We start from the raw sequence: 23747 nt of genomic DNA, 5'->3' as shown, positions 1-23747 counted from the left end.
TGCATCCTGTCCCCCGTCCCCCAAACAAAATGAATTCGATGCAAAAATAGCTGAGTGAGAACAAAAATGATCCCAGAAATACAATAAAACCATCAGCCAGGAGTCTCCTCATTTTTCGACGGGATCAATATAACACAAACATGCTATTTAAAACCTGTTCTATCCTGTTCTTATTGAAGTAAATCGCAATAAGGACGGAGTATTATGAAATACCGGATGAGTTATTATTTAAAGATGATCATGGCTTTTTCCATGGCCCTGTTTTTTACCGGCTGTTCCCAGGGATACCTGCTTATTGAAGGAGAAAGAGGGGGCATAGCCGTAGAGAAACAGGAGCGGAGATCTGACCACCGGAAAAGGGTCGGAAAAATACCGCCCGGAAATATGCCGCCTACCGGAAGCTGCCGGATCTGGTATCCCAATACCCCACCCGGCCACCAGCCCCCGCCGGGGGACTGCTATACGCTTTCCCGCAACATGCCGCCGGGGGCCTGGCTGATCAGGGGGTAGAAAAACCCGCTACTCGCACGCCGGACAAATCCGTCGCAGCATCGGGTCCGTGGGACACGAATCGACGTCGGCCTGGAGCACCTCATCCACGACCTCATCCCCAAACTTCGCCCGGGCTTTGGCTTCCAGTTGCATTTGGTTTTTTGTTTCAGCGGCTTTGGTTTTTTCGGATGAATCCCTGTTCGCGGCGGAAGGGGCGCCCCCGCCTCCGAACCCTTTGCGCGAACCCCTCTTGTTTACATTCTCGGTGTACTTCTCCCCTTTTACTACCTTGTCAATAAAACAGTAATAGGTGGACTTTAGCTTCTTCTCCCAAGCGTAGAGATAGATTTCTTCCATGTTATCACGCAAGCTCTCATCAATGTACAGCGATTTTGATACAGCCTGATCGATGGATTCCTGGAAAGCCGCCGCGATATCGATCTGCCGCTTGGGATGGATCTCATAGGCAGTCTTGTACAGCTCTTTGTCAATGACACCATCCAGCTCATCGATATACTGTACCGACCCGTTATTGGCCTTGATGGCATCTGCCATCTCATCGCTCCACTTTCCTTTTGTTTCCAGATCCTCAATCAGCTGACGGTTGATGACGATATGTTTGCCCGAAAGGGTATCGCGGGAGTAGAGATTGCTGAAATAGCTGTCGATGGAGGAAGTCGTGCCGGTAATGATAGAGATCGAGGCAGTAGGCGCAATGGCCAGCAGCACGGCGTTGCGGCGCGGCGCATAATCATACCCTTTACCCTGCTCTTCCATCTCCCGGTAATGCCTGAACGCCCCGCGCTCTTTGGCCAGCTCCCGCGAGGTACGGTAAGCGATCTTTCGCATGAAGGCTCCCAGCTTCCGGGCCAGGATAACGGCTTCCTCTGAATCATAGGGAATATCCAGGTCAATCAGAGCCTCCGCAAAACCCATGAGTCCAATCCCCAGGGGACGCAAGTCCATGGTATTCTGCCGGGCGGCTTCTGAGGGATAAAAATTCTTGTCCAGGATGTTATCCAGTCCCCGGGTCATTGTCTCAAGCGTATCTTTCAGTTTCTCCCAGTCGATGTCGCTTTTACCCTCTTTCACATGCTTCGAAAGATTCACCGAAGCCAACGTACAAACGGCCGTGGAATCGGGACGGTTGGGGATGGAGATCTCGGTACACAGGTTGGAGCTGTTGATCACGCTGTACTGGGGACACGGGTTATGGCGGTTGTGCTCATCCTTGAAGATCAGCCACGGGTGGCCCGTTTTCGCCAGCTTGAAGAGGTATTTTTTGAAGAAATCTTGGCTGTCCAGCTTCCTGTACTGCTCCAGCTCACCGGCTTCGGCCTGTTCAATACGCCGTGCATAGTTTTTCTTGAAATCATCACCGGTGGAATCCACCAGTTCGGGGCACTCACCGGGATCAAACAGGTAGATCGGCTCTCCCTGGTCGATACGGCGCATCATTTCGTCGGGCATCCACAAGCTCGTGTTGAGCGATGGCGTCCGAAAATAGGCGTTGCCCGTGGTTTCCCGCAGGTCCAGGAAGCCGTCGATATCCAGGTGCCAGGGCTGCATGGAAACGACCTGCGAGCTGCGGCGGCGCCCCCCCTGCTGGATGGAATTGACCAGCGTGTCGAAGATCTTGATAAAGGGAATGGCCCCGGACGAGGGCGCATTCAGCGAGGCGATATTAGAGCCCGTAGCCCTAATGCGACTGACATCGGTCCCCACGCCCCCGGCATACTTTGCCAGGAAGGCCGTTTCGCGCGCCTTGTCCATGATAGAATCCAGGGAGTCGTCGATGACGCTCACATAACAGGAAGAATACTGCGAGGTAACGGTACCCGAGTTAAACAGCGTTGGCGTGGAATGCAGGTACTCCAGCTTAGAAAGCTTGTTGTAGATCCTGATGATCTCCTCGTTGGAATTGCCGATCCCCATGGCCACCCGCATAAAAAACCATTGCGGCTTTTCCATGACCTCTCCATCGCGGTTTTTCATCAGGTAGCGATCATTCATGGTGGTCAGGCCAAAATAGCCGAGCAGGCGGTCTCGCTCAAAGTTGAGGGACTTCTCCAGGAGATCAAAATCGAAGTCGTTGAGGCGTTCATGCAGCAGCTCCTGCTCAAATCCTTTTCCCAGGTATTCCCTGAAATTATCCAGCCGCCGGTCAATCCGCTTGTTAATGAGCTTCAGCAGCTGCCTTGTGGCCAGCGTATCGTAGACCGGGTGCCTGGGGATGAGCTGTTCTATGGCCTTCAGCACCAGCCGGTCGAGCTCTTCGGTGGACACCCGCTCCGGCACTTTCAGATCCAGCTCCTTCATGATCAGAAAGACCAGCTCGTAGTCGTCCTCTACCTCCAGTCCCTCTATAATTTCAAAAATGGCATTAATAATTTTCTGTGTCCTGAATGGTTCTTCCGTTCCGTCGCGTTTTATGACTGTTCGTTTCATGGTGATGGGGTTTGGTTGATAGACTGCTAGCCCTTTAAAAGGTGTTTGTTGAGACGGGGCATGCCACGTCCTTACTGGAAGGATGGCTGTAACATCTCAGTAATTCGTGTATTCAGTCGAGGAGACCTCGAAGAAGTTGATCAGCTTCTTTACGTCCTCTTTTTGGAGGAATCGCAGTGGATTTTCGTTGATATGAAACTCCTGCTGAAAACCCAGCTCCTGTAGTCGTCGATCGGTGATATACTTTAGGTAGCGCTCCAGTTCTCCGTATGATATACCCAAAATAGTGCGCTCCCCGAACTTGTGCTTTACGTATTCTATTTCCAGGGCTGTTCCCTCCAAAATAACGTCTCGTATATCCTGCACGTACTCGGTATCTTCCACAATCCCTGGATTTTCATCCAGCATGATCAGGATCGCCTCAATGCCATTTTGCAGGTGCAGCGACTCATCAATCAGTACCAGCTCCACTCCCGATACCACATTCTTCATCTTGGCCATATCCTTGAGGGCGAAGAAATGCGCAAAGGAGGAATAAAAGAAGATCCCCTCCAGGATAATGTTATTCAGCAGGATAGCCCGCAAGATCTGTTTTTGTCCCCCGAGCGTTTCCGGATCGATCTGCCCGTAGCTGATCTTGTCGATCTCATCCACAATCAGCGACTGCTTTTTGCGCAGGATGGGATCGTCAAAGGCCACATCGTACATCTTTTCGCGGTCCATGCCAAAGGACTGCAGCACAATCTCAAAGAAATCGCTGTGGATATTCTCCATGAACAACTGGGTGCTGAAGCTCATCTTGGCATGGGGATCGGTGAGCAGCGGAAAGAAGGAATTCACCAGCACATTCTGAACCAGCAGCTCCGAGGAGCAGAAGTAGCCCACAGCCGTATCAAAAAGATCTTTTTCATCATCCGAAAGCGAGTGATAGTCCAACGCATCCTGCTGAATGTTTAACTCCTCTGGAAACCATATTGCTTTCTTCTGTTTCTCATACAGCTCCTTGAAAATAGGATATGATGGGTCTTCACTGAGTTTAATATTATCGCGTACGGAAGTGCGTCCAATTAATTTGTTATTCATAAATAAATAAGATTTGTCGGGACATACCATGGTACGTCCGCACATATTAAAAATTTTATATATTCTTTCGCATCTGGCGGGCTGCTTCCACCATATTTTCCAGCGACGGCAGCGTCTCTTCCCAGCCGCGGGTTTTAAGTCCACAGTCGGGGTTGACCCAAATCTGTTCAGGCTCAAGTACATCCGCGGCTTTTTCTAACAGCTCGACCATCTCTTCGGTCGACGGTACCCGCGGAGAATGGATATCGTAGACGCCCGGACCTATTTCATTGGGATAATCGAACTCCACAAAGGCATCCAGAAGCTCCATCTGGGAACGAGAAGTCTCCATGGAGATCACATCCGCATCCAGGCGGGCGATATGTTCGATCACATCATTAAACTCCGAGTAGCACATATGCGTGTGGATCTGTGTATAATCCTCAACCACCGTAGAAGCTATGCGGAAGGCATCTACCGCCCATTCAAGATATCGGTCCCAGTCGTCACGCCGCAGCGGTAGCCCTTCCCGAAAGGCGGGTTCATCAATCTGGATAGCCTGGATGCCGGCTTCCTCCAGGTCTTCGACTTCATCGCGGATGGCCAGGGCAATCTGCTTAGCGGTTTCAGACCTAGACTGGTCGTCGCGCGGAAAAGACCACTGCAGGATGGTTACCGGACCCGTGAGCATTCCTTTTACCGGCTTATCCGTTTGGGACTGCGCGTAGGCTGACCACTTGACGGTAATCGCTTCCGGCCGGTGGACATCGCCATAAATGATGGGCGGTTTCACACCGCGGGTCCCGTAGCTTTGCACCCAGCCGTTGCGGGTAAAGGCAAAACCGGCAAACTGCTCGCCGAAATATTCTACCATATCGTTGCGCTCGAATTCACCGTGGACCAGCAGATCCAGACCAATCTCTTCCTGCTTTTGGATCAGCTCGTCTATCGCCTTTTTGATATGTTGCTCATATTCTTTCCGGGACAGATTTCCCTTACGGTAATCGGCCCGCCATTGCCGGACTTCTTTGGTTTGTGGAAAGGAACCGATAGTGGTAGCAGGAAATAAATCCGGCAGATTCAGATGCTTTTGCTGTATCTTTTTGCGCTCTCTGTAGGAGTGGTCCCGGTGCAGGAACCCATCATCCAGATTCTCCATGCGCTCTTTCACATCGGGATTATGCACCAGTGATGACTCTCCCTTATCGGCCAGATCTTCTTGGTGCGCCCTTACGAGTACTTCCTCTTCATCTGTTAGCGAACCCTCTGCAATCTTTTTCAACAAAGATAGCTCCTCCAGCTTCTGGTTAGCAAAAGCCATCCAGTGTTTCACCTCGGCAGGCAGCGCCGTCTCGTCCGTCTCCTGCTCCAGGTCCACCGGACAGTGCAACAGCGAGCACGAAGGCCCTATCCAAAGTCGATCGCTCCCAAGCACTTCTTCAGCCTGTTGAATAACTTCTATTGTCGTTTCAAGATCTGCTTTCCAGATGTTACGGCCGTTAATTAATCCCAGTGAAAGGACTTGTTTTTCATCCACTGCGTCGAGCACCTCATCAAGCTGACCGGGGGCTTCTACCAGATCGATATGAATTCCTTCAACCGGCAATCCGGACGACAGCTCCGTGTTTACTCCCAATCCCTCAAAATAGGTAGTCAACAACAGGTTCAGCTCCTCCCGGTTTTCATCCAGCGTTTGATAGGTTTGGCGGAAGGCTTCTTTTGCTTTTTCCTCCAGGTCGAGGGACAAAAACGGTTCTTCTATCTGTACCCACTCTACGCCCATCCGTTCAAGCTTTTCCAAGATTTCCTGGTAGACGGGCAGCAGATCATCCAACAGATCCAGACGGTGAAAATCTCCGGCCCCATCTTTCTCCTTGCCCAGCAGCAAAAAACTAATCGGACCGATAAGTACAGGCTTTGTAATTACTCCAACAGCTTTAGCCTCCTCGTATTCATCAAATATTTTGGATGAAAGGCACTGGAAAGATTGTTCCGGTGAAAACTCCGGGACGATATAGTGGTAGTTCGTATTAAACCATTTGGTCATCTCCATGGCCGATATATCGTGTTCTTCATTCTGTATGCCCCGTGCCATTGCAAAATAAGTATCGATTGGATAACTCAGAATTTTGTCATTCTCCTGGTGGTACAATTCCTGGTATCGCTCCGGAATAGCGCCCACTAGCAGCGCCGTATCCAGCACCTGGTCATATAGGGAGAAATCATTCGACGGCACCCAGTCTATTCCGGCTTCCTTCTGTTTGGTCCAGTGCATCACCCGAAGCGCTTCGGTGGATTCCACCAGTTTTGATTTACTTACATCGCCTTTCCAATAAGATTCTACGATTTTTTTAAGATCTCTGTTGATACCTATCCGCGGGTATCCGAGGTTATGAGTAAGCATGAGTAATACCTTGTTTTAGCTTATAATTATACGGGGAGGGAATGCTAAAACGTTGATAAGACAGGAGATATAAATATCATATAACTCATAATATAGACATGCACCAGACCTGTCTTCCAACAACGCCTTAACTCCCGAAGGCCTCGTTTAGTCAATTTAAAGGCAGGTCTCCTGGCTTCCCGAAATTTCCCTGATCCTTCCCATCTCTTTTGGGGCTGAGACAGTGGCTTAACAAGGAAACATATCGGATTACAGTTGCGGGAACAGCTCCGGATTCTCCCTCTTCGGGGATCACCGGATTCCCTTTTCATCCGCCGACTAGCGGACACCTTTAAATCTTACTTTCAAGAAAACAGCTTCTGCGTTCATTGTCAACGATTACTTTTCCACATTTAGCCGAAGTTGTTAACATTTCGATGAAGAGATATTGGCAAAGTACGGTACGGGCGGGCTGGTGGCCTCATTTACATACTCATACTATTTCGAAAAAAAATTATATATTAAGTGCAGAGAGTGGCCCAATATCCTGTTAATGTCGCTCTTCTTTTTTGGTCATTGCCACTTTATCAGTTTTAAACTGCTGAAAAGAGGCTTGCTGGTTAACTTTTATCAGGATTATCGGTCACAACTGCTGGGAGCAAGTTTTACAGGAGATGAAGTAGAACAGCCGGCAAAAGTGGTCAAGAGGTAGGTATCACTTTGTTATTTTTATCCATAGCAAAAACATTTGGTTCAATTGGATTCCCAGCTATTCCCAGTCTGCTATTTGTTACCAATTATGTCGACCCGTGACAAGAACCTTAATTATCTAATCAACCAGTCTGTTAAAGAAGCGTTGTACAAGCCAAACAAGATACAAAGTACAAGGTAAAAACCTTTATCAATATGTTTTACAGCCATTTTCCAAAGTATTGACCGCCGTACCCAGTCTGACTGTTGCGGTCTGGATAGGGTGAGAACACCTATGAGGCTATCCTTTGCATGCCTGATTATTCTTGTATTTTAGATGTCAGTAGTCCGTTGCGCAGGCAGAGAATTTAAAAAGAATAGATACCGAAGGCACACGAGTTTAGAAAACAATTAGAACACTTCCTGCAAAAACAAATAAAGCAGTTTGAAGAAACTTATCTCCATATTTTATGACATCCGAAAGGACGAATGGCGGTCGGTACTGCTGATGTTCGTAATCCATTTTATTCTGATGGTCATCCTGTACTTTCTAAAGCCTGCACGAGATAGCTTATTTCTCACCTCCAATGGGCCGGAGGATCTTCCCTATGTTTATATTCTGCTGGCAGTGATTTCCATTCCGGTTACCCATCTTCTCACCGGATTTATGAGACGCTATCCCATTCGGTCAGTCCTTATCTGGACACTGGGGGGACTGGCAGTCAACATTCTGTTTATCCGCTGGTTGTTTCAATATGATATGGAATGGATTTTCATGACCTTTTATATCTGGGTGGGCATTTTTGGGATTCTGGTAATCTCATTGTTTTGGATATTAGCGAATGCTGTTTTTAAACCCGCACAGTCAAAACGGGTTTTTCCATTCCTTACACTCGGAGCTATTTTAGGAGCTATTGCCGGTAGTGAAGCCTCCAGTCTCATCGTCTCACTAATTGATCTTTCTACAGAGAATCTGCTTTATATTTGTGTGGGGTTATTAATTCTGGCGATGAGACTCTTGTTTTTTATTCCAAAGATCTCAACTCCTGAATCGAAGCTGGACGCCAATAAAAAAAGTACTCGAATCTCCTCTCCCCTCAAAGCTGCCCAAAAAATTGTGGCATCCCGTTATCAACTTACAGTAGCCGGAATCATAGGTCTGACAATGATGACCACTACTTTTACCGATTACCAGTTTAAAGCACTTGCTTTTGACGCCTATCCCGAAACCGCGGGCTTAACTGCATTTATAGGTACCTTTTATGCCGGTGTCAGCCTGGCTTCTTTAGGTATACAAGTATTGCTATCTTCGCAGATCATAAAAAAAATGGGCCTGTCGGGTGCTATTTTATCGCGTCCCGTTAGCATGATGATCGGAGCTATACTGATGGCTGTTGAACCCGTACTGGCATCGATCGTTATTTTAAATGGGTTCGATGGAGCTACCCGCTACTCCATTGATAAAACAGGCCGTGAACTGCTTTTTTTACCCATCTCCCAGCATACCAAAGAACAAACTAAAATTTTCATTGATATCTTTGTGGATCGCTTTTCCCGTGGACTGGGAGGGGTCGTATTACTGGGCTTTATTGTCGTACTCAACTGGTCGGTATATCTGCTGACCTATGTCGTTATCACATTATTGATCATTTGGATTTTGCTTGGCATACGAGCCAAAAAGGGATATGTGAATAAGTTTCGAAGCTCAATCCAGAAACAGCTTATCGGGACCGACAGTATGGCCCTTAACCTCAATGAATCCACTATTTATTCCATTATCAAGGAATCATTACATAGCACCAGTGATTCACAGGTTTTGCATACCCTCTTTTTACTGAAAGACAGTAACGTCGAAAAGATTGCGGAAGATCTAAGACAACTATTGGATCATCAGAACAGTGAAATAAAACTGCAAGCTTTGATTATGCTGCAAGGTGTGGAGAGTCTGAATCTCACCGGAGAGATAATAACATTATTACAAGACGAGGATCCGGAAATACGGTTGGAAACCATCTATTACCTGTGCAAGCACTCGCATGAGGATCCCACCAGTATTATTAAATCGTATTTGGCACACAACGACTACAAACTGAAATCGGCGGCCCTCGGTTGCGCCAGTAAACACAGGGGATCAGCTACTGACCTGGTAGAACCTGAATTTTTTGACCAGCTTTTGGATAAAAAAGAGAAAGATGCAGTAGTCATAAGAGCCCAGATTGCGGATGCACTGGGATATATTGAAAATGATACGATTGCACACAAATATTTGTCAAAACTACTGAATGATGAACATCCTTCAGTGGTAAGAAAAGCTATTTCCAGTATTGGTCGTCAAAAAAGTGATCGTTTTATACCTCTATTAATTGAAAAATTGAAAAACCCCGAATTCAAGATTGAAATCAGAAAAACACTCGCTTCCTATGGCACCGATTACCTGATTCTCTATAAAAATCGTTTTTTTGACCGTACCCTGGATAAGAATATTCGAAAAAGTATACCGGGTATTTTCTCTCATCTCCCTGAGCAGTCTACAGCAGATCAGTTGTTTGATATGATCGACATTCAAAATACTGACCTCCGCTACCACGTCATCAAAGCCCTGAATAAACTGATCCGGGAACGTCCATCACTTGAAATGGATATCAAAAAAGTACGTCAAACCATCAAAAGTGAAGCATTGCATTATTTTGAGTTGCTCTCGATAAAACAGCTTCAGCCTCCGAATCGGCCGAATCGACCAAACAGAATACTACTGAAGGCTCTTGACGAAAAAATGGGGCAAAACGTAGAGCGCCTGTTCCGCTTGCTGGGTCTTATTTATGATCCCAAAGACATGTATGGAACATACCTGGCTCTTCAAAGTTTGTCAACTGATAAACGTTCTGCAGCTATCGAATTTTTGGATAATGTTTTAACGGAAGCAGATCGAAAATATGTTTTTCCCATTGGAGACCATCAAAACGAAAGGATAAAACTTACACGGGGCCGCCAGTTATTTGATATTCCTGAAAAACGTTATGATGAAGGATTGCATCAATTAATAGAAGGAGAAGATCTTTGGTTGCAGGTTTGCGCTATCTACAGTGTATCTCCCCAGTGTCCTGATACGCTTCAGGCAAAAGTAAAAAAAGCAGTATATTCTCCCAATGAACTCATTAGAGAAACGGCTGAACTGGTCATGAAAAGAAATGCGCGATAATATAATTTTATATAATGCACAACTATGGAAACAACGATAGAACGGGTAATTTTTTTACAGGGTATTGAACTATTTGCAGATATTGCTTCCGAACAATTAGCCCACCTCGCTGGCATAACCAAAAGTTATTCGGCCGATAACAATGAAGTTCTTTTTAAAGAGGGAGACCGCTCCCAATCTATGTTCATATTAATCAATGGTAAGGTTCAATTGCACCGCAATGGAGAACTGAGAAAAGAACTTACCGATCCTATTGCAATCGGAGTATGGGGATTTTTTGATGGTGAAGAACAGTTAACATCAGCTATCTGCAAAGAAGAATCCAGTTTTCTGGTTATTGATCGCATAGACTTTTATGACCTGCTGGAAGACCGGGTTCAATTAAGCCAGGGACTGCTTAAATATTTCGTAAAACGAATTCGAAAGCTTACTGAACTGTCAGACGCTATAGTATAATGTATCATTACAGACTTAAATCCTGATTAGCTACGTCAAAAAAAATTTTATGGGGGGGGCCGGGCCCAGTTCCATAACATAAACAGAGTTATATAGATAACATAACAACATAGATGGAGTCATTAGTATAACCGTAGGAAAGTTGTTATAATAATTTCTAACATCGTGCTAATACGATATCGGTGAGCTTCAATAGTGTGGATATTCCCTCAACGTCAACCTGTAAAAAGCTTAAACAAAGAAATTACAAGTTGAACGGACGGACTAAAATGCGTATGGTAAGATACCTGTAAATAAAACGCGTCTCCCTGGTGGGAGAGCATAATCCGAACTTCTAAGGCATAGTGAATTATGAAACTTTCAATTAAAATAATGACCGCAGTAGCCATGACGGCTATGGTACTCGGTGGAGCAATTTCCTCTTCGGCCCAGGAAACAAATGAAGAATGGATCTCCCTGTATGACGGGCAGACGCTCAATGATTGGCAGGCCAGTGAGAATCCGGAGACTTTTTCGGTGGAAGACGGACTCATCAAGGTCGACGGTCCCCGCGCGCATCTCTTTTATGCGGGTCCCGTAGCAGACCATGATTTTAAGAACTTCGAATTCAAAGCCGACGTAAAAACAACTGAAGGCTCCAACTCGGGCATCTATTTCCACACCGAATACCAGGAGGAAGGCTGGCCGGAGAAGGGATACGAAGTGCAGGTGAATAACACCCACGACGATCCTCGGAAAACGGCCAGTCTCTATGCTATCGAGGATGTGATGAACGACGCTCCCGCCAAAGACGGGGAGTGGTTTACGTTACACATCAAGGTGCAGGATAAAGACGTTACGGTGAATATGGATGGTGAGACATTCATCGAATACACTGAACCGGAAGAAGTGGACCGCGAGGGACGCGTACTCGACAGCGGAACCTTTGCCCTGCAGGGACACGATCCGGAGAGTGTGGTGTACTACAAAAATATCAAGGTCAAGCCGCTTGATTGATAAATAACCGCATGTTTACAACTGGGTATGCCCGCACCTGGTTTTGTTGTCTGCCCAACACGTAAATTACCATTAATTAAAAAGAATACATACCATGGAGAAGATGGATCGCCTGCGCGATGCAATTACAGACTATATTTATGAAAACGGCGTTGAATACCAGCGGCTGCTGGTTTCCCGGGAGTTTCACGAGGCACTCCTTAAAGAGGCTGAGGAGCACGATACAAAAGTAGACCTGCCCCGCCTGGAGGTGAAAGAAAACGCAAGTTACGATTTTAAACTCCTTCCCTGATATTTCCCCTATATTTTATGGGTTTATTTGTAGAGACCTCTGCCAAACTGTTGTTTTACCCAATCTCTGCATTTTCATTTTTGCGATTTCAACATCCGCATCAGTAGTCTGTATATACGCTGCGGTTTTGAAATCGCTCAGGCTATGGTATTGAATGAAACCCCTTGTTTTTCAAAGCCCTTTTGCAATAATACAGGTTCATTAGCTCATTTTTTCATAATTAGGTAAAAAGTGATTATGTTTACAGGTACAACTCTAAATTTAAAGACAAGCAATATACTTATGCCACGATGTGAAATTTACAAGGATGTTAAAGGCGAATGGAGATGGCGGAGAACGGCCAAAAACGGCGACATCCAGGCTTATTCTGATGGCGGTTTTGAGGACAAGGATGAATGCAAAAAAGATGGAAAGGAGAACGGTAACTGCACCAGCTATACCCGCAGCAACTCCTACTAATTCATTTATATCACTGCAATTACGGGCTGCCCACCATTCATGGGCAGCCTTTTTTTTCCGATTTACCCTTAATTCTTCTTTACCATTGCTTGCTTTTATTGACTCACCTTAGGCGATCAACTCGATATGGGACAAAAAACAGATCAAATATTTGAACGGGGACGATCATTTTTAGAAAAAGGGAACTATGAACAGGCTCTTCGCCTCTTTAACCAGGTGCTCAACAGGGAACCAAAAAATAAAGAAGCCCTGAGAAATAAAGTTCTGATAAAAATTTCAGAAGCTCCGAGGAAAGAAGCAAAAGAAATCCTTCAATTTGCTCTAAAACAACTTCCCAAAGATGATGAGCTGCATGAAATTGCGGGATCTTTCCATATTAATAATAAGGATGTTAATACCGGTATAAAACATCTCAAACGATCGATACAGCTCAACGGGGATAATGAATTGGCTCACTATGGACTGGGAATCATCAGTGCCAATCATCGATCAGATCATGCCCGGGCTATTGAACATTTCAGCAAAGCGATTAAACAAAATGCTGAGTTTACCGAAGCCTTTTTTAACCGGGGCTGCAGTTATTTAATGGAGGATCAAACAGACAAGGCCCGGCAGGATCTGATTACTGCCAGGGAGCTGGGCCATCCCGATGCCGAGGATATCCTGGATAAATATTTCGATGAAGAATAACCGGCCATTGGTTATACTGGTCTAACTTACCCTCTTTTCACGGCCAAAAAGGAACCCTTTAACCCGGATTTTTTTCACATCCGGGAAGTCAGAAAAATCAGCCCAGTCCCCGGTAACTGAATGCGGGAATAACGGCCTTGGCGATGATGACCAGTAGCAATATGAGAGCCAACAATGCCCAAAGAGCATAATCCTGGTACAGCGAAAAATACCGGAGCAGTTCATTACCCAGCAGCTGTGAGATACCGACCAGTATAGGTGTCCATACCACGGCAGCAAGTAAAAAATAGAAGATAAACATCCAAAAACCGGCCTTGATGACCCCCGCACTGAAATAAGTGGGCAAGCGGCTTCCGGGCAAAAATCGGCTGGCAATAATAATCATGGGTCCCCGTCTCTTAAACCATTCGGCACTCTTATCCAGATCGCTTTCCGAAAACATCCACTTAAAAGGAGCCTTCCGGATGGCTTTCCTGCCGACAAAGCGTCCCGCCAGGTACAGCCCCACATCCCCGATAAAAATACCGACCAGGCAAGCCAGGGTGGCAGGCCAAAAGCCAATGAGTCCACGCGCCGCCAACAATCCGGCCCCGATGCAGGCCAGATCTTCACTGATCAACGTCGCCAGGACGATTATGAGCATAATGACCATCAGAGAGATTCCCTCAAACCTGGCAAAGTCGACATTTGAGAAAGGTTTCGCTGCTTTCGCGAGCCGTTCCTGCGACGCATCTTCCCAGGTTCGGGCTTCGCCTGCTTCCACCCGCTCAATAAACATGCGGATATCACCGGCTACCGAGTCGTCATGTGTTTCGGTGATCTCGTGATCGGCCCGATAGAGTTGCAGCGTGCTATGCGGGACAATCCGCTGGTGCTCACGGGCGACCGCATCAGGCACGAGCGGGTCCTCTGTGCCATGCACAATCAACATCGGCTTTTTATATGATTTGAGGTAGGAACGGAGGGGACGCTGGTCCGATTCGTAATAGCTCTTGGCATAGGGCACGTTAATGTCCAGTGCTTGAAAGAGTCCGAAGTGAGGTACGGCATTATGTAACAACCACACGGCCCCGAGCTGTATGCCATGGACGGAATGATTCAGGGTATAGCCGCCCAGGAGTTCCAGCTCCTGAACGCCGATCGATGCGATTAATGTCACTGACTGAATTCGGGTGGTATCGCCGTGGGCCCAATGAATAGCGCTGGCCCCTCCCAGCCCGTATCCAACGAGATGCACTCTTTCAATGCCGAGCGTATCAGCAAGCTGCCGGGAATAATCAGCCAGCGCCCGAAACGAATAATCGGGCAGCTGTTCGCCCGACCTTGCATGTCCGGGCAGATGAGGGATAATAAGCCTGAAATCCTCTTTCAGCCTGGGAATCAGCGGATCAAAAACCTCCGGTCCTTCCGGTCCGCCGGGTAACAAGACAACGGCCGGTTTACCGGCTACCGTGCCGCCGGAAAGATCCTCATACGCTATTACTGCTTTGTCATCAGTTAGTTGTCTCTCTTCCGAAACCGCTCTGAGCGCAATCCGCTGATCGGCTTCGTCCCCGGGACTCACGGGACTTTCAAAAAGCCAAAGGGTAAGGTGGGAAAGCAACAGCAGTACGGCATAGAGCAACAGGTATATTCTCCATCCTCTGAAAGCGGAAAGTAGCGTGCTCATAGCTGGGTGTGCTGTTCCTCTGTTCTGGGTCCCACCACCGGACGAAAATTATCCGCGACAGCCTGCCGAAGACGGTTGGCTAACATTTTGCGATCTGATTCAACCATTTTTTTTTCACCAAAAGTAATCGTTGCTTCAAAACCGGTCAGGGTCAACAGTTCCCAAAAATGACTGAAAAACGGCATCTCACCCCACCAACAAATATGAGTATCAGCGGGTTTTGCCGGATCATAGCTTCTATAGGTAATGGTGGTATAGCTTACCGGTATTGCTGATGAGGCGGGGAACTCAAGCAGCGATGCATGAAATGGTTTAACACTCGCTCCCTTGCTGCTTGTCCCCTCTGGAAATACAATCACGCCCTGGTCTTCTGTGATGGCGGAGGCAGTCAGGGCGTTTACCCGTTGAACGTCACGCCTTACATTACGATCTATAAAAATAACGCCGAGCGTGCGCGTCGCCCAGCCGAAAAAAAGCCAGGACCTCACCTCGCTTTTGGCTACAAAGGTACCATCGAGACAGAGCCAAAGAGGCACAATGTCCATATAGCTTAAGTGATTGGATACCAAAAAGAAAGGAGATTCAGGTGGAGTTCCTTTAAGATTAACGTACATACCTGTGATTTTGATGACCATCCAGGCCCAGTAGCCGATGATGGTATTCTTCCAACGGACGGCCTCTCTGCGTGAAACCATTCCGACTGACAGGTTTCCCGCAGCAACTAACAATACGGTCACCAGCGACGTGGTAAAGAACGCTATAAGCCGTATGCCCCCTCGAACCTTTGCTGTCATAGACAATAAGATAGCAAATCGTTACTTAAAAAATAGTGTCCTTGTCTGCTCATCAAGTTTGGTTATATCAACAATAATCAAATAATCGATGGTTTTGAAGTTCATATCCAGCGCCGGGTTGGAAAGTACTTTTCCACCTAAACTCAGGTACAGCCTGAAAAGCTGAGGAAGTTCCGCCTCATGCCGCGCTGCCCCCCCGGTGTCATAATTTCTGTTGGACAGTCGAAGGCTGGCGTTGGAACAAGGTTATACGTTTCATGAACATGATTATTGTGGACCAGATAGTCCATGACGGTCCACCCCTCCCTGGGATCAGTACTGTTAATCGAGCAGCATCCCAACAGATATCTTGCCGATTTTAGATTGATATACTCTGCAATGCCTCGCCATAGCAGGTACAGCACGCGCCCGTTCCGGTGGTCTTTATGGATACAGGCACGTCCCACTTCCACGGATTCATTCAAGATCTCCCCGGGGAGTTCGGAGAGGGTGAACTCTTCGGCGGTATAAAACCCAAGATGTTTGCTGGCTCTTTTATAATCCTGCATCCGATAGGTGCCGATAATCGCTTCCGTCTTTAGGTCCACTGCCAACAGGTGATCGCACTGCGTATCATACCGGTCCGCATCCAACCGGTTGGTGTGGGAGGAGTCTAATCCCTCTCCGAGCTCGATGTTAAAGATCAGATAGCGCAGGGCCTGCGCTTTACGAATATCTTCTTCCGTTTTTACCAGCCGAACAGCATATCTGTTGCTGATAAACAAAGAATTAGGGACATCTGTCAGCATCAAAACCCCGGGAAAAAATAATTAATCAAAAATTTAATGGCATAAACCAGCGCTACCGCGCCCGCAGTAAACAAGAGAACCGAAATAGCAATAGCCTTGCCTTCAGACATTTCTTTCTTGGGGGGTGACTTCTTTTTATTAGCCATAGTCTTTATACCCGTTCGTTAACTTGAACCGTACCGGCAATCTATCAGCCCGTGTCAACAGTTGCAACTATTGAAAACTGAAATTCACTTTTCATCTCCCGTTTTTTCATCTATTATTAGAACGAGTTTAGAACTGGCTAAAGATGAATAACTATATGAACCATTCAATAACCATTGAGGAACAACGGCATCAGGTATGGAAAACGGGAACGATCGTCGCCGGGGCAATCACTATCCTCTTTAGTTTTCTTTTTTGGTATCAGTCTGATCCTCTCTGGGTGGGTATTCTGCGCCTGATAGCTTTTATATTCTTTTCACTGACCGTTTTTGGCGCTCTTAAACTGTTAGACGGCCCCGTAAGCATCACTATCACCAGCACGCCCACTCATATACAAGTCAACTACCGGCAGGATGAGAAGACCGTTCAGCAGGAGGAATTCGAACAGACCGCGATTAAGGACTTTGTCCTTACCACAGGGGATAAATCTCCCCTGAAACATTACCTGCACCCCCGATCAGCAACGCTGAAGGTCCGATTCAATGACGGTCATCGCGACCTTCACCTTTTTGAATACGGTGGCCGCATCCTGTTTTTTAACGAATCGACGCTATTGGAGGTTCAGGACTTTTTACATGGTCAACACAATCATATGGAACGTTCGGAAAAAGAGTGATGTCCGGAAGCGGCAGGCTAATTCCTCACAGGCAGCGGGTATACGGCCGGACTCCTGTTGTCATACTGGTCGACGGATCGTACCCCGAAAAGGTAATTGTCTTTTGAAGTGTCTTCGATGGTAAAGCGAGTGGTATCTCCTACAAACCGGCTATGCTCCCAAAAAGGCTGATGCGTCGGCCTCCATACGATTTCATAGCCTTTAAGGTCCGGCTCCTCATTGGCTGTCCACTGCAGCGTCGTATTATTTTCCAATTTTGATACATCGATTCCCACTTCACGGGGACGAGCGGGCGCATTGGCAAGGGTTGCGAGAGCCGCTGCGTTAAGTTTTGTAATTTTGCCCACATAATCATAATCTACAAATTCCGGCAGATCGCCGTACTGCACGCCGTTCTCTACTCGCACATCCTGATGTTGACGCTCATAATATTCATGGGGTTCACTAAATCGCACGGCAGGATATCCATGGTCCAAAAAAGGAGAATGGTCCCCTCCCCGAAGATATCGATCTTTCCGGTAGATGACATTAACGTTCAGACCGGGCATATACTCCTCTCCCACTCTGTGGATAAACCGTCCGAGCTGCCGCGCAGGCGTATCATTTTCGCCGCCCGTATAAAGTAACATCCGATGCTCATCGGAGAGGGTGTCTTCCGGGGGGATGCCCTGCGCAAAAACGCGTACCTCATCATCATGAACGGAGCCGTCAGCGCTTTTAAGCGTATTACCGATAATATCATTGGTAAACATGGCCGCGATATTCAACTCACGATTTTTAGCCTCTTCGGCATAATGGGATGAGCCCAACAGTCCCTGTTCTTCGCCGGCAACGGCCATAAATATGATAGTCGCATCAAATTCGAATGCTGACATAACCCGCGCCAGCTCCATCACTGCCGCCGTTCCGGAAGCATCATCATTGGCCCCCGGGGCATAACTGGTATCATCCATCACATCCGAAACGCGTGAGTCGTAGTGACCGCTTATCACATACTTGCGCTCCTTGCTTTCCAGCTGAGTACCCGGCAGCACGCCCACGATATTGACAATCCTGGTTGGCTCATCAATGCGGGCGTGTTCTGTTTCAAGATAACTCTCGTAAGAGACCCGCAGCCGGTTACCCGAGGCCTGACTATATTGCTGGAATTTACCGTAAATCCACCTCCGGGCGGCCCCGATGCCTGTTGAATCGCTGGTCGTATCCGAAGTGGTATGACGAGTATGGAAATTTGCAAGCGTTCGGATACTGGATTCAATAGAATCGACCGAAATCTCATCAAGTACCGGGCTAATTTTGGGGTCCGTAGATTTTTTCTTTTCCTGTCCGGCTTCATCGCCACAACCCGTAGATAAGGATATGAAGAGCCAGCATAACAAGACAAAAAAAACAGATGACACTCTTTGAAAGAATTTCATAGTCCGTTGCCTATAACATTACAGAATATTTCCCGGTATCCGTTTTTGTGCAGTAATATAATATTAAAAACTTACCGGAGTTTCTGCCACAAGTCCTGAAAACGCGGACTTAGATACCGACAGGAGTTCATGCCGTTTAAACCGGCAGTGCAAAAGGCTTTTCCCCTTGCCCTGTACCTGCATAATACATAGTATAGAATAAGAGACTCTTCATCCAAATGTTGTAAAACATTTTATAAGATTTGCAAAGTAACAGTTATTTCCGCAACCTTATATCTGTAACTTTTAACAAATATTACAGGAATCTATACATATTGTGAGAAAAATACTTTTGACATGCATCGCTATTGCCGTAATCGGCAGTTGCAGCTCCAAAGCCAATAACTCCGATCGACCGACTCCCACGGGAGAAGAATTAGCTAAAAAATTTATTATTGTTGACGGTCATATCGACGTTCCCTACCGGCTGGAAAACAACTGGGAAGACATCTCACAGAAAACGAAAAGCGGTGATTTTGACTACCCGCGTGCCAGAAAGGGCGGGCTTGACGCTCCCTTCATGTCTATCTACATTCCCGCCCGTTACCAGCAAACAGGTGGGGCTAAAGCGGTAGCCGACAGTCTGATTAACCTCGTCACCGGCATTGCGGATGACCATCCGGATAAATTTGCCACGGCTACCTCCCCCGGGGATATCCGGCGGCAATTTAAAGAGGGACTCATTTCATTGCCGATGGGCATGGAAAATGGTGCTCCCATAGGAACCGATCTCTCCAATGTGGAATATTTCTATGACCGCGGCATCCGATACATTACACTCGCCCACTCAGAGGACAATCAAATCAGCGACTCTTCCTATGACATGAGTGAAGACACCCACGGGGGACTCAGTGACTTCGGCGGGGAGGTCGTTAAAGAAATGAACCGGCTGGGCATGATGGTGGATGTATCGCATATTACTGACGAAGCTTTTTTTGATGTTATCAAAACGACCCAAGCTCCGGTCGTGGCTACTCACTCTTCCTGTCGTCACTTTACACCGGGATTTGAGCGTAATATGGGCGACTCCCTTATCCGGCGTTTAGCTGAAAATGAAGGGGTGATCATGATTAACTTCGGCTCCACCTTCCTGGACAGTGCTTCCGCCAACAGCGCGGAAAGAGTACGCGACCAGATTGACAGGAAGATTGCAGAACAGGACATGGTACCGGGAAGCGAGGAGGCGCGTGCCTTCCGTGCCGGCTATTTTGAAGAACATTTTACCTACAGTACGGTTGAAAAGGTTGCGGAACACATCGATCATGTCGTCGATTTGGTCGGAATAGATCACGTCGGTTTGGGATCCGATTATGACGGGGTCGGCAATACCCTGCCGGTCGGACTAAAGGATGTCTCTACCTATCCCAACCTGCTTTCCGAGCTCCTTGACAGGGGTTATACCGAGGATGAGATCCAAAAAATATGTTCCGGTAATATCTTCAGGGTCTGGAACCAGGTCGATGAAATAGCGCAAGACCTGCAGCATGAGCGGTAAGCCATAACAACCGACAAGCATCAGAAAATCCGTAGTCAAACATACAGCAGGTTCGTCATAGCTGCGACCCTGACCTGCCGTAACTCAACCGTTAGAACATTATGAATGATAGCCTTATTACACAACCTACGCTGCTGCTTAATGAATCGATCTGCCGTGCCAATATGCAACGCATGGCTCAAAAGGCGCACCAGCACAATCTGCAATTTAAACCTCATATGAAAACCCATCAGTCGGCGGAAATCGGTGAGTGGTTGAGGGATTATGGAACAGAGGCGATCACCGTTTCCTCGGTAAGCATGGCCTCTTATTTTGCCGGGCACGGGTGGCATGATATTACCATTGCTTTTCCCTGCAACCTCCGGGAAACCGAGTCCATCAATACACTGGCCGGCAACATTTCCCTGACGCTGCTGGTAAACGGCCTGTCCACCGGCCGGACGCTGCAGAAGCGACTGGCACATCCCGTAGAAGTATATATAGAACTTGACACCGGGTCGGGAAGAACCGGGCTACGCCCTTCTGAGGTAACGGCCATCATTTCGCTGGTAGATTACCTGACAGATGAAGAGACTACCATGCTCCAGTGGAAAGGGTTTTACTCTCATCCGGGGCACTCTTATAACGCCCGGTCTAACAAAGAGGTCCGGTCTGTCCACCAATCGGTCCTGAATAAGATAAGCCGCCTGCGAAATGAATTGGGTTCCGCCTATGGCGCTTATGAGGTATGCATCGGCGATACGCCCTGCTGCTCCACAGGGACCGATTTCAGCGGTATCGATGCCATCAGTCCCGGTAACTTCGTCTTTTATGATTTGATGCAGGCCCGGATCGGCAGCTGTACCGTCAGCGATATTGCCACCGCTGTAGCTTGTCCCGTCGTCGACTGGTATGCCGATCGCAACCAGTTAGCGATCTACGGGGGAGCTATTCACTTTTCCAAAGAGTCCCTCACGGAAAACGGGACGACGCACTTCGGACAAGCAGCCGTGACTAAAGGTAAAGAACAAGCGTGGTCCGTATCTGACCCGGAGACCTACCTGGCACGATTGTCACAGGAGCACGGCATTGTTCAATGTTCGCCACAGACCTTCGAACAGTTTTCAATCGGCGACCTCATTACGATACTCCCCGTCCACTCCTGCCTGACCGCTCACCTGCTGGGGCGGTTTCAACTGGTGGGAAGCGGGGTAAGAATCGAACAGTTTGGCTGAAATATAATTTCCTGTTCTGCCCGCCAGTATTTATTATATTCACTACAGGGTAATTTTCAGAAATTGACTGAGACCCAGCGTGGGCCCTGGTCATAGACTTTTTTTGAAATTAGAAACAGATTGTTCATGGATATTCAAACGGCTGACAATAAATTTCAAAACGTTAAGTTCGGAGATTCATCGTTCGGCGAGCTCAAAGATGAACTGGCCCGGACAGCCGATCAGCAGCAACATCACCTGTCCCTGTTTTTGGGACTGTATGAGCCTCATAAACAAAAGGCGCTGGATGAAATAGCGGCCAAATTGGAAAGAGAAGTAAAAACTATCCGGACGGAAGAGCTGGTTTCAACGATTGAATCCGATACCTTTGATAACCTCGATGCGCTCTTCGGGGGATTGGATCAATCGGATATCATTCTCTACTTCAAGAACGGCGGAAAGCTCTGTGGAACATATACCGGATATTCCCACTCCCGCGTCAAGTATGCTACGCCCCAGGAGCGCTATTTTTTAAAAAAGGTCAAGCAATTCAAGGGGCTTGTCATCGTGGATATTGAAGAGTTTACCGATGCCGACAAAACCCTGCGGCGGGCAGCCCAATCCGTGGTATCTTTTTTCCTGCCCGGATCCAGGTGGCAGCGGTTTATGTGGCACCTCAAAAACTACAGCTTTCACGGAGTCGAGCTTAAAACCAAGCGACCGGAGGCCTACGGAGAGGCGAGCTGATTCCCGGGATTTGATCTGTTTCCGGCTTTTTCGAATTGCCGGAAAATGAATAGTGTTCGTTTTCCTCCTGATATTGATATAAGCACAAAGAACTCCTATCTTCGATAATTATGAAAAAACCTCAGCGACCACTCCCTACCGACTGTTGCGGCGGCGGATGCACCCGTTGTGTATACGAGATCTATGAGGATCAGAAGATCCAGTATGAAATGTGGAAGAAAGAGCAGCAACAGGAAGAAGAAAAACCTAATCAATAAGCAGTTCTATTATGGCTATTAAAATCAGAAAGGAGACCGGCGGACGGCGCGGGAAGACCGTAACGATGATTAGCAATATTAAACATAACCCCCAGGTCATTGAGGACCTCGAGAAAAAGCTTAAAAAACACTGTGGAGCCGGCGGCACCAGTTATGCCAAGACGATTGAAATTCAGGGAGATCATGTGGACAAAGTCCGCAAGTTCCTCGAAAAAGAGGGTTTCAACGTCAACTGATTAAAGCGATATTCTAAGACAATGGGTCTTTATTTTAATTACCTTATACCTTCCGGAAAATCCATCAGAGGCACTTTCTGACAAGTCTTTATACAAAGGCATAGCTGGATTTAGGGGTCGGTGAACATTTTATTAGTCTGTCTGACCGGATCCCGGCCCCGGGTGGTACCGCATAAGCCTTCTTATATTGAAAATACATTAATAAAATACTACACTGCATCACAATGAATCTTGACATATCAGAGGAACAATACCGGGAAATTCTTGAACAGATAAAAAATGATGACAGTCCCGTAGGCATTGATGCGGGAAAAACACATGTACTTATACTGCAGAAGCTTTTGGATATTGAAAGCCGTCTTGAGAATTTGGAAAAAGCGTTCTCAAATAACGATTAGCCACGGCCTGTTATCTCAATACTATAGGGTTTTTATGGAAAAGAAAGTCAAGTGACATACATCTATGGCCTCCGGTTTTTACTTTTTCGGATACCCTCATTAGTAACAACGTTAGACTCTGATAGTTGTTGGTCAGACATTCTATATGCTTTCGACTGCGTCGGTGGGATCAATCCTTCCGACCTTTGAAAAACCAGTCCCGAAGCATCGGGAAGTACCAACCCCTGATCGATTTTAAAACCGCAGAGTCTATACAATACATGAGGATTTTGAAATCGCAAAAATGCAGAGGCTGATCAAAACAACGGTTTTGCAAAGGCCTTTACTAAATATTTAACGAGACCGGAAGGACCTAAAGCATCGATTTATAGTATTGATAGTACGTATTGATGACATATAAACCTAAAACAACATGTATCATCGCCGTTAGCAGTACAATTATCCATATCCATACAAAAGCCAGCGACCAGCCGGCTACAACCCACATAAGGATATTTATCGCTCCGATTATCCCTGCAAACAGAAGCATGTCGACCGATGACGGAGTTATCAGATCCATGAAACTCTTTACATAAGACCATGATTTGCGCCGGTATCCAGCTTTGAGAAGTATCGGTGCATACCGCCTGATAGCCTGTATCCAAGCTGTTTTACATTTTTCTTTTCTTTCAAATTTTTTATCGGCAGGCGTTGTGGGTACCTCTGTCAACAGAACGGCCTCATGTA

Annotated in this window: 23 protein-coding genes and 1 riboswitch; of the genes, 14 read left to right on the top strand and 9 right to left on the bottom strand. The window is 47.0% G+C overall.

Annotation, left to right across the window (positions count from 1 at the left end):
* Positions 1-204: 204 nt before the first annotated feature.
* Positions 205-510, top strand: coding sequence for a hypothetical protein (locus tag ACESLU_RS01090; RefSeq protein ID WP_372633922.1), 306 nt, complete (start codon positions 205-207; stop codon positions 508-510).
* A gap of 9 nt (positions 511-519) precedes the next feature.
* Here the strand turns inward: ACESLU_RS01090 and ACESLU_RS01085 are convergent, their stop codons facing one another.
* The 3 genes from ACESLU_RS01085 to metE form a co-directional block, all read right to left on the bottom strand.
* Positions 520-2940, bottom strand: coding sequence for a ribonucleoside-diphosphate reductase subunit alpha (locus ACESLU_RS01085; protein WP_372633920.1), 2421 nt, complete (start codon positions 2938-2940; stop codon positions 520-522).
* A 96-nt stretch (positions 2941-3036) separates the two neighbouring features.
* Complete coding sequence (locus ACESLU_RS01080; protein WP_372633917.1) at positions 3037-4023, bottom strand: ribonucleotide-diphosphate reductase subunit beta; 987 nt, start codon at positions 4021-4023, stop codon at positions 3037-3039.
* Positions 4024-4078: 55 nt separating this feature from the next.
* The gene (metE, locus tag ACESLU_RS01075; protein WP_372633915.1) at positions 4079-6406 is read right to left on the bottom strand and encodes a 5-methyltetrahydropteroyltriglutamate--homocysteine S-methyltransferase; all 2328 of its coding nucleotides are present in this window, start codon (positions 6404-6406) and stop codon (positions 4079-4081) included.
* Between the two features lie 143 nt (positions 6407-6549).
* Positions 6550-6754: riboswitch (cobalamin riboswitch) on the bottom strand.
* A 766-nt stretch (positions 6755-7520) separates the two neighbouring features.
* Between metE and ACESLU_RS01070 the strand changes: the two genes are divergently transcribed.
* The 6 genes from ACESLU_RS01070 to ACESLU_RS01045 all read left to right on the top strand — a co-directional run bounded on the left by ACESLU_RS01070 (position 7521) and on the right by ACESLU_RS01045 (position 13167).
* Complete coding sequence (locus ACESLU_RS01070) at positions 7521-10274, top strand: Npt1/Npt2 family nucleotide transporter (protein WP_372633912.1); 2754 nt, start codon at positions 7521-7523, stop codon at positions 10272-10274.
* A gap of 24 nt (positions 10275-10298) precedes the next feature.
* Positions 10299-10730: a Crp/Fnr family transcriptional regulator gene (locus ACESLU_RS01065; RefSeq protein ID WP_372633909.1), complete on the top strand. Its 432-nt coding sequence runs from the start codon at positions 10299-10301 to the stop codon at positions 10728-10730.
* A gap of 351 nt (positions 10731-11081) precedes the next feature.
* The gene (locus ACESLU_RS01060) at positions 11082-11726 is read left to right on the top strand and encodes a DUF1080 domain-containing protein (protein ID WP_372633906.1); all 645 of its coding nucleotides are present in this window, start codon (positions 11082-11084) and stop codon (positions 11724-11726) included.
* 94 nt (positions 11727-11820) lie between these two features.
* On the top strand, positions 11821-12018 hold the full coding sequence (locus tag ACESLU_RS01055) for a hypothetical protein (RefSeq protein WP_372633903.1): 198 nt from the start codon (positions 11821-11823) through the stop codon (positions 12016-12018).
* A 282-nt stretch (positions 12019-12300) separates the two neighbouring features.
* Positions 12301-12477 carry a hypothetical protein gene (locus ACESLU_RS01050; RefSeq protein ID WP_372633900.1) on the top strand — a complete coding sequence of 59 codons (177 nt, stop codon included), beginning with the start codon at positions 12301-12303 and terminating at the stop codon, positions 12475-12477.
* 126 nt (positions 12478-12603) lie between these two features.
* On the top strand, positions 12604-13167 hold the full coding sequence (locus tag ACESLU_RS01045) for a tetratricopeptide repeat protein (RefSeq protein ID WP_372633898.1): 564 nt from the start codon (positions 12604-12606) through the stop codon (positions 13165-13167).
* Positions 13168-13264: 97 nt separating this feature from the next.
* Here the strand turns inward: ACESLU_RS01045 and ACESLU_RS01040 are convergent, their stop codons facing one another.
* The 4 genes from ACESLU_RS01040 to ACESLU_RS01025 all read right to left on the bottom strand — a co-directional run bounded on the left by ACESLU_RS01040 (position 13265) and on the right by ACESLU_RS01025 (position 16564).
* A complete protein-coding gene (locus ACESLU_RS01040) occupies positions 13265-14836 on the bottom strand; it encodes an alpha/beta fold hydrolase (RefSeq protein WP_372633896.1) in 1572 nt (523 codons plus the stop codon).
* A complete protein-coding gene (locus ACESLU_RS01035; protein ID WP_372633893.1) occupies positions 14833-15630 on the bottom strand; it encodes a lysophospholipid acyltransferase family protein in 798 nt (265 codons plus the stop codon). Before ACESLU_RS01035 ends, ACESLU_RS01040 begins: the two co-directional genes overlap by 4 nt.
* 143 nt (positions 15631-15773) lie before the next feature.
* Positions 15774-16418 carry a GNAT family N-acetyltransferase gene (locus ACESLU_RS01030; RefSeq protein WP_372633889.1) on the bottom strand — a complete coding sequence of 215 codons (645 nt, stop codon included), beginning with the start codon at positions 16416-16418 and terminating at the stop codon, positions 15774-15776.
* A complete protein-coding gene (locus tag ACESLU_RS01025) occupies positions 16418-16564 on the bottom strand; it encodes a hypothetical protein (RefSeq protein ID WP_372633886.1) in 147 nt (48 codons plus the stop codon). Before ACESLU_RS01025 ends, ACESLU_RS01030 begins: the two co-directional genes overlap by 1 nt.
* 155 nt (positions 16565-16719) lie before the next feature.
* On the opposite strand from ACESLU_RS01025, the gene ACESLU_RS01020 reads away from it, so the two are divergent.
* Positions 16720-17238, top strand: coding sequence for a hypothetical protein (locus ACESLU_RS01020; RefSeq protein WP_372633883.1), 519 nt, complete (start codon positions 16720-16722; stop codon positions 17236-17238).
* Between the two features lie 17 nt (positions 17239-17255).
* Here ACESLU_RS01020 and ACESLU_RS01015 read toward each other — a convergent pair whose 3' ends face one another.
* Positions 17256-18656: a M20/M25/M40 family metallo-hydrolase gene (locus tag ACESLU_RS01015; RefSeq protein WP_372633880.1), complete on the bottom strand. Its 1401-nt coding sequence runs from the start codon at positions 18654-18656 to the stop codon at positions 17256-17258.
* Positions 18657-18972: 316 nt separating this feature from the next.
* On the opposite strand from ACESLU_RS01015, the gene ACESLU_RS01010 reads away from it, so the two are divergent.
* The 6 genes from ACESLU_RS01010 (at position 18973) to ACESLU_RS00985 (ending at position 23021) form a co-directional block, all read left to right on the top strand.
* On the top strand, positions 18973-20190 hold the full coding sequence (locus tag ACESLU_RS01010) for a dipeptidase (RefSeq protein ID WP_372633877.1): 1218 nt from the start codon (positions 18973-18975) through the stop codon (positions 20188-20190).
* 101 nt (positions 20191-20291) lie between these two features.
* Positions 20292-21404 (top strand): alanine racemase, encoded by a 1113-nt coding sequence (locus tag ACESLU_RS01005; RefSeq protein ID WP_372633874.1) that lies wholly within the window; start codon positions 20292-20294, stop codon positions 21402-21404.
* A gap of 126 nt (positions 21405-21530) precedes the next feature.
* Positions 21531-22130 carry a hypothetical protein gene (locus ACESLU_RS01000; RefSeq protein ID WP_372633871.1) on the top strand — a complete coding sequence of 200 codons (600 nt, stop codon included), beginning with the start codon at positions 21531-21533 and terminating at the stop codon, positions 22128-22130.
* Positions 22131-22240: 110 nt separating this feature from the next.
* A complete protein-coding gene (locus ACESLU_RS00995; protein WP_372633868.1) occupies positions 22241-22387 on the top strand; it encodes an oxidoreductase-like domain-containing protein in 147 nt (48 codons plus the stop codon).
* A gap of 11 nt (positions 22388-22398) precedes the next feature.
* Positions 22399-22623, top strand: coding sequence for a translation initiation factor (locus ACESLU_RS00990; protein WP_372633865.1), 225 nt, complete (start codon positions 22399-22401; stop codon positions 22621-22623).
* Positions 22624-22847: 224 nt separating this feature from the next.
* A complete protein-coding gene (locus ACESLU_RS00985) occupies positions 22848-23021 on the top strand; it encodes a hypothetical protein (protein WP_372633863.1) in 174 nt (57 codons plus the stop codon).
* Between the two features lie 352 nt (positions 23022-23373).
* On the opposite strand, the gene ACESLU_RS00980 is transcribed toward ACESLU_RS00985, so the two are convergent.
* The coding region (locus ACESLU_RS00980) for a hypothetical protein (RefSeq protein WP_372633860.1) at positions 23374-23747 on the bottom strand (374 nt) is incomplete at its 5' end.

Origin of the sequence: Fodinibius sp. (assembly GCF_041642155.1) — a bacterium.
Classification (GTDB): Bacteria; Bacteroidota; Rhodothermia; order Balneolales; family Balneolaceae; genus Fodinibius.
Note: the sequence above shows the minus strand (reverse complement) of the source record. Positions and strands in the feature narration are given on the sequence as shown.

Bases quoted from the DNA above. Each gene is read 5' to 3' on its own strand.
- ACESLU_RS01090 (WP_372633922.1), top strand. From the start codon at position 205: ATGAAATACCGGATGAGTTATTATTTAAAGATGATCATGGCTTTTTCC.
- ACESLU_RS01085 (WP_372633920.1), bottom strand. From the start codon at position 2,940: ATGAAACGAACAGTCATAAAACGCGACGGAACGGAAGAACCATTCAGG.
- ACESLU_RS01080 (WP_372633917.1), bottom strand. From the start codon at position 4,023: ATGAATAACAAATTAATTGGACGCACTTCCGTACGCGATAATATTAAA.
- metE (WP_372633915.1), bottom strand. From the start codon at position 6,406: ATGCTTACTCATAACCTCGGATACCCGCGGATAGGTATCAACAGAGAT.
- ACESLU_RS01065 (WP_372633909.1), top strand. From the start codon at position 10,299: ATGGAAACAACGATAGAACGGGTAATTTTTTTACAGGGTATTGAACTA.
- ACESLU_RS01060 (WP_372633906.1), top strand. From the start codon at position 11,082: ATGAAACTTTCAATTAAAATAATGACCGCAGTAGCCATGACGGCTATG.
- ACESLU_RS01055 (WP_372633903.1), top strand. From the start codon at position 11,821: ATGGAGAAGATGGATCGCCTGCGCGATGCAATTACAGACTATATTTAT.
- ACESLU_RS01050 (WP_372633900.1), top strand. From the start codon at position 12,301: ATGCCACGATGTGAAATTTACAAGGATGTTAAAGGCGAATGGAGATGG.
- ACESLU_RS01045 (WP_372633898.1), top strand. From the start codon at position 12,604: ATGGGACAAAAAACAGATCAAATATTTGAACGGGGACGATCATTTTTA.
- ACESLU_RS01040 (WP_372633896.1), bottom strand. From the start codon at position 14,836: ATGAGCACGCTACTTTCCGCTTTCAGAGGATGGAGAATATACCTGTTG.
- ACESLU_RS01035 (WP_372633893.1), bottom strand. From the start codon at position 15,630: ATGACAGCAAAGGTTCGAGGGGGCATACGGCTTATAGCGTTCTTTACC.
- ACESLU_RS01030 (WP_372633889.1), bottom strand. From the start codon at position 16,418: ATGCTGACAGATGTCCCTAATTCTTTGTTTATCAGCAACAGATATGCT.
- ACESLU_RS01025 (WP_372633886.1), bottom strand. From the start codon at position 16,564: ATGGCTAATAAAAAGAAGTCACCCCCCAAGAAAGAAATGTCTGAAGGC.
- ACESLU_RS01020 (WP_372633883.1), top strand. From the start codon at position 16,720: ATGAACCATTCAATAACCATTGAGGAACAACGGCATCAGGTATGGAAA.
- ACESLU_RS01015 (WP_372633880.1), bottom strand. From the start codon at position 18,656: ATGAAATTCTTTCAAAGAGTGTCATCTGTTTTTTTTGTCTTGTTATGC.
- ACESLU_RS01005 (WP_372633874.1), top strand. From the start codon at position 20,292: ATGAATGATAGCCTTATTACACAACCTACGCTGCTGCTTAATGAATCG.
- ACESLU_RS01000 (WP_372633871.1), top strand. From the start codon at position 21,531: ATGGATATTCAAACGGCTGACAATAAATTTCAAAACGTTAAGTTCGGA.
- ACESLU_RS00995 (WP_372633868.1), top strand. From the start codon at position 22,241: ATGAAAAAACCTCAGCGACCACTCCCTACCGACTGTTGCGGCGGCGGA.
- ACESLU_RS00990 (WP_372633865.1), top strand. From the start codon at position 22,399: ATGGCTATTAAAATCAGAAAGGAGACCGGCGGACGGCGCGGGAAGACC.
- ACESLU_RS00985 (WP_372633863.1), top strand. From the start codon at position 22,848: ATGAATCTTGACATATCAGAGGAACAATACCGGGAAATTCTTGAACAG.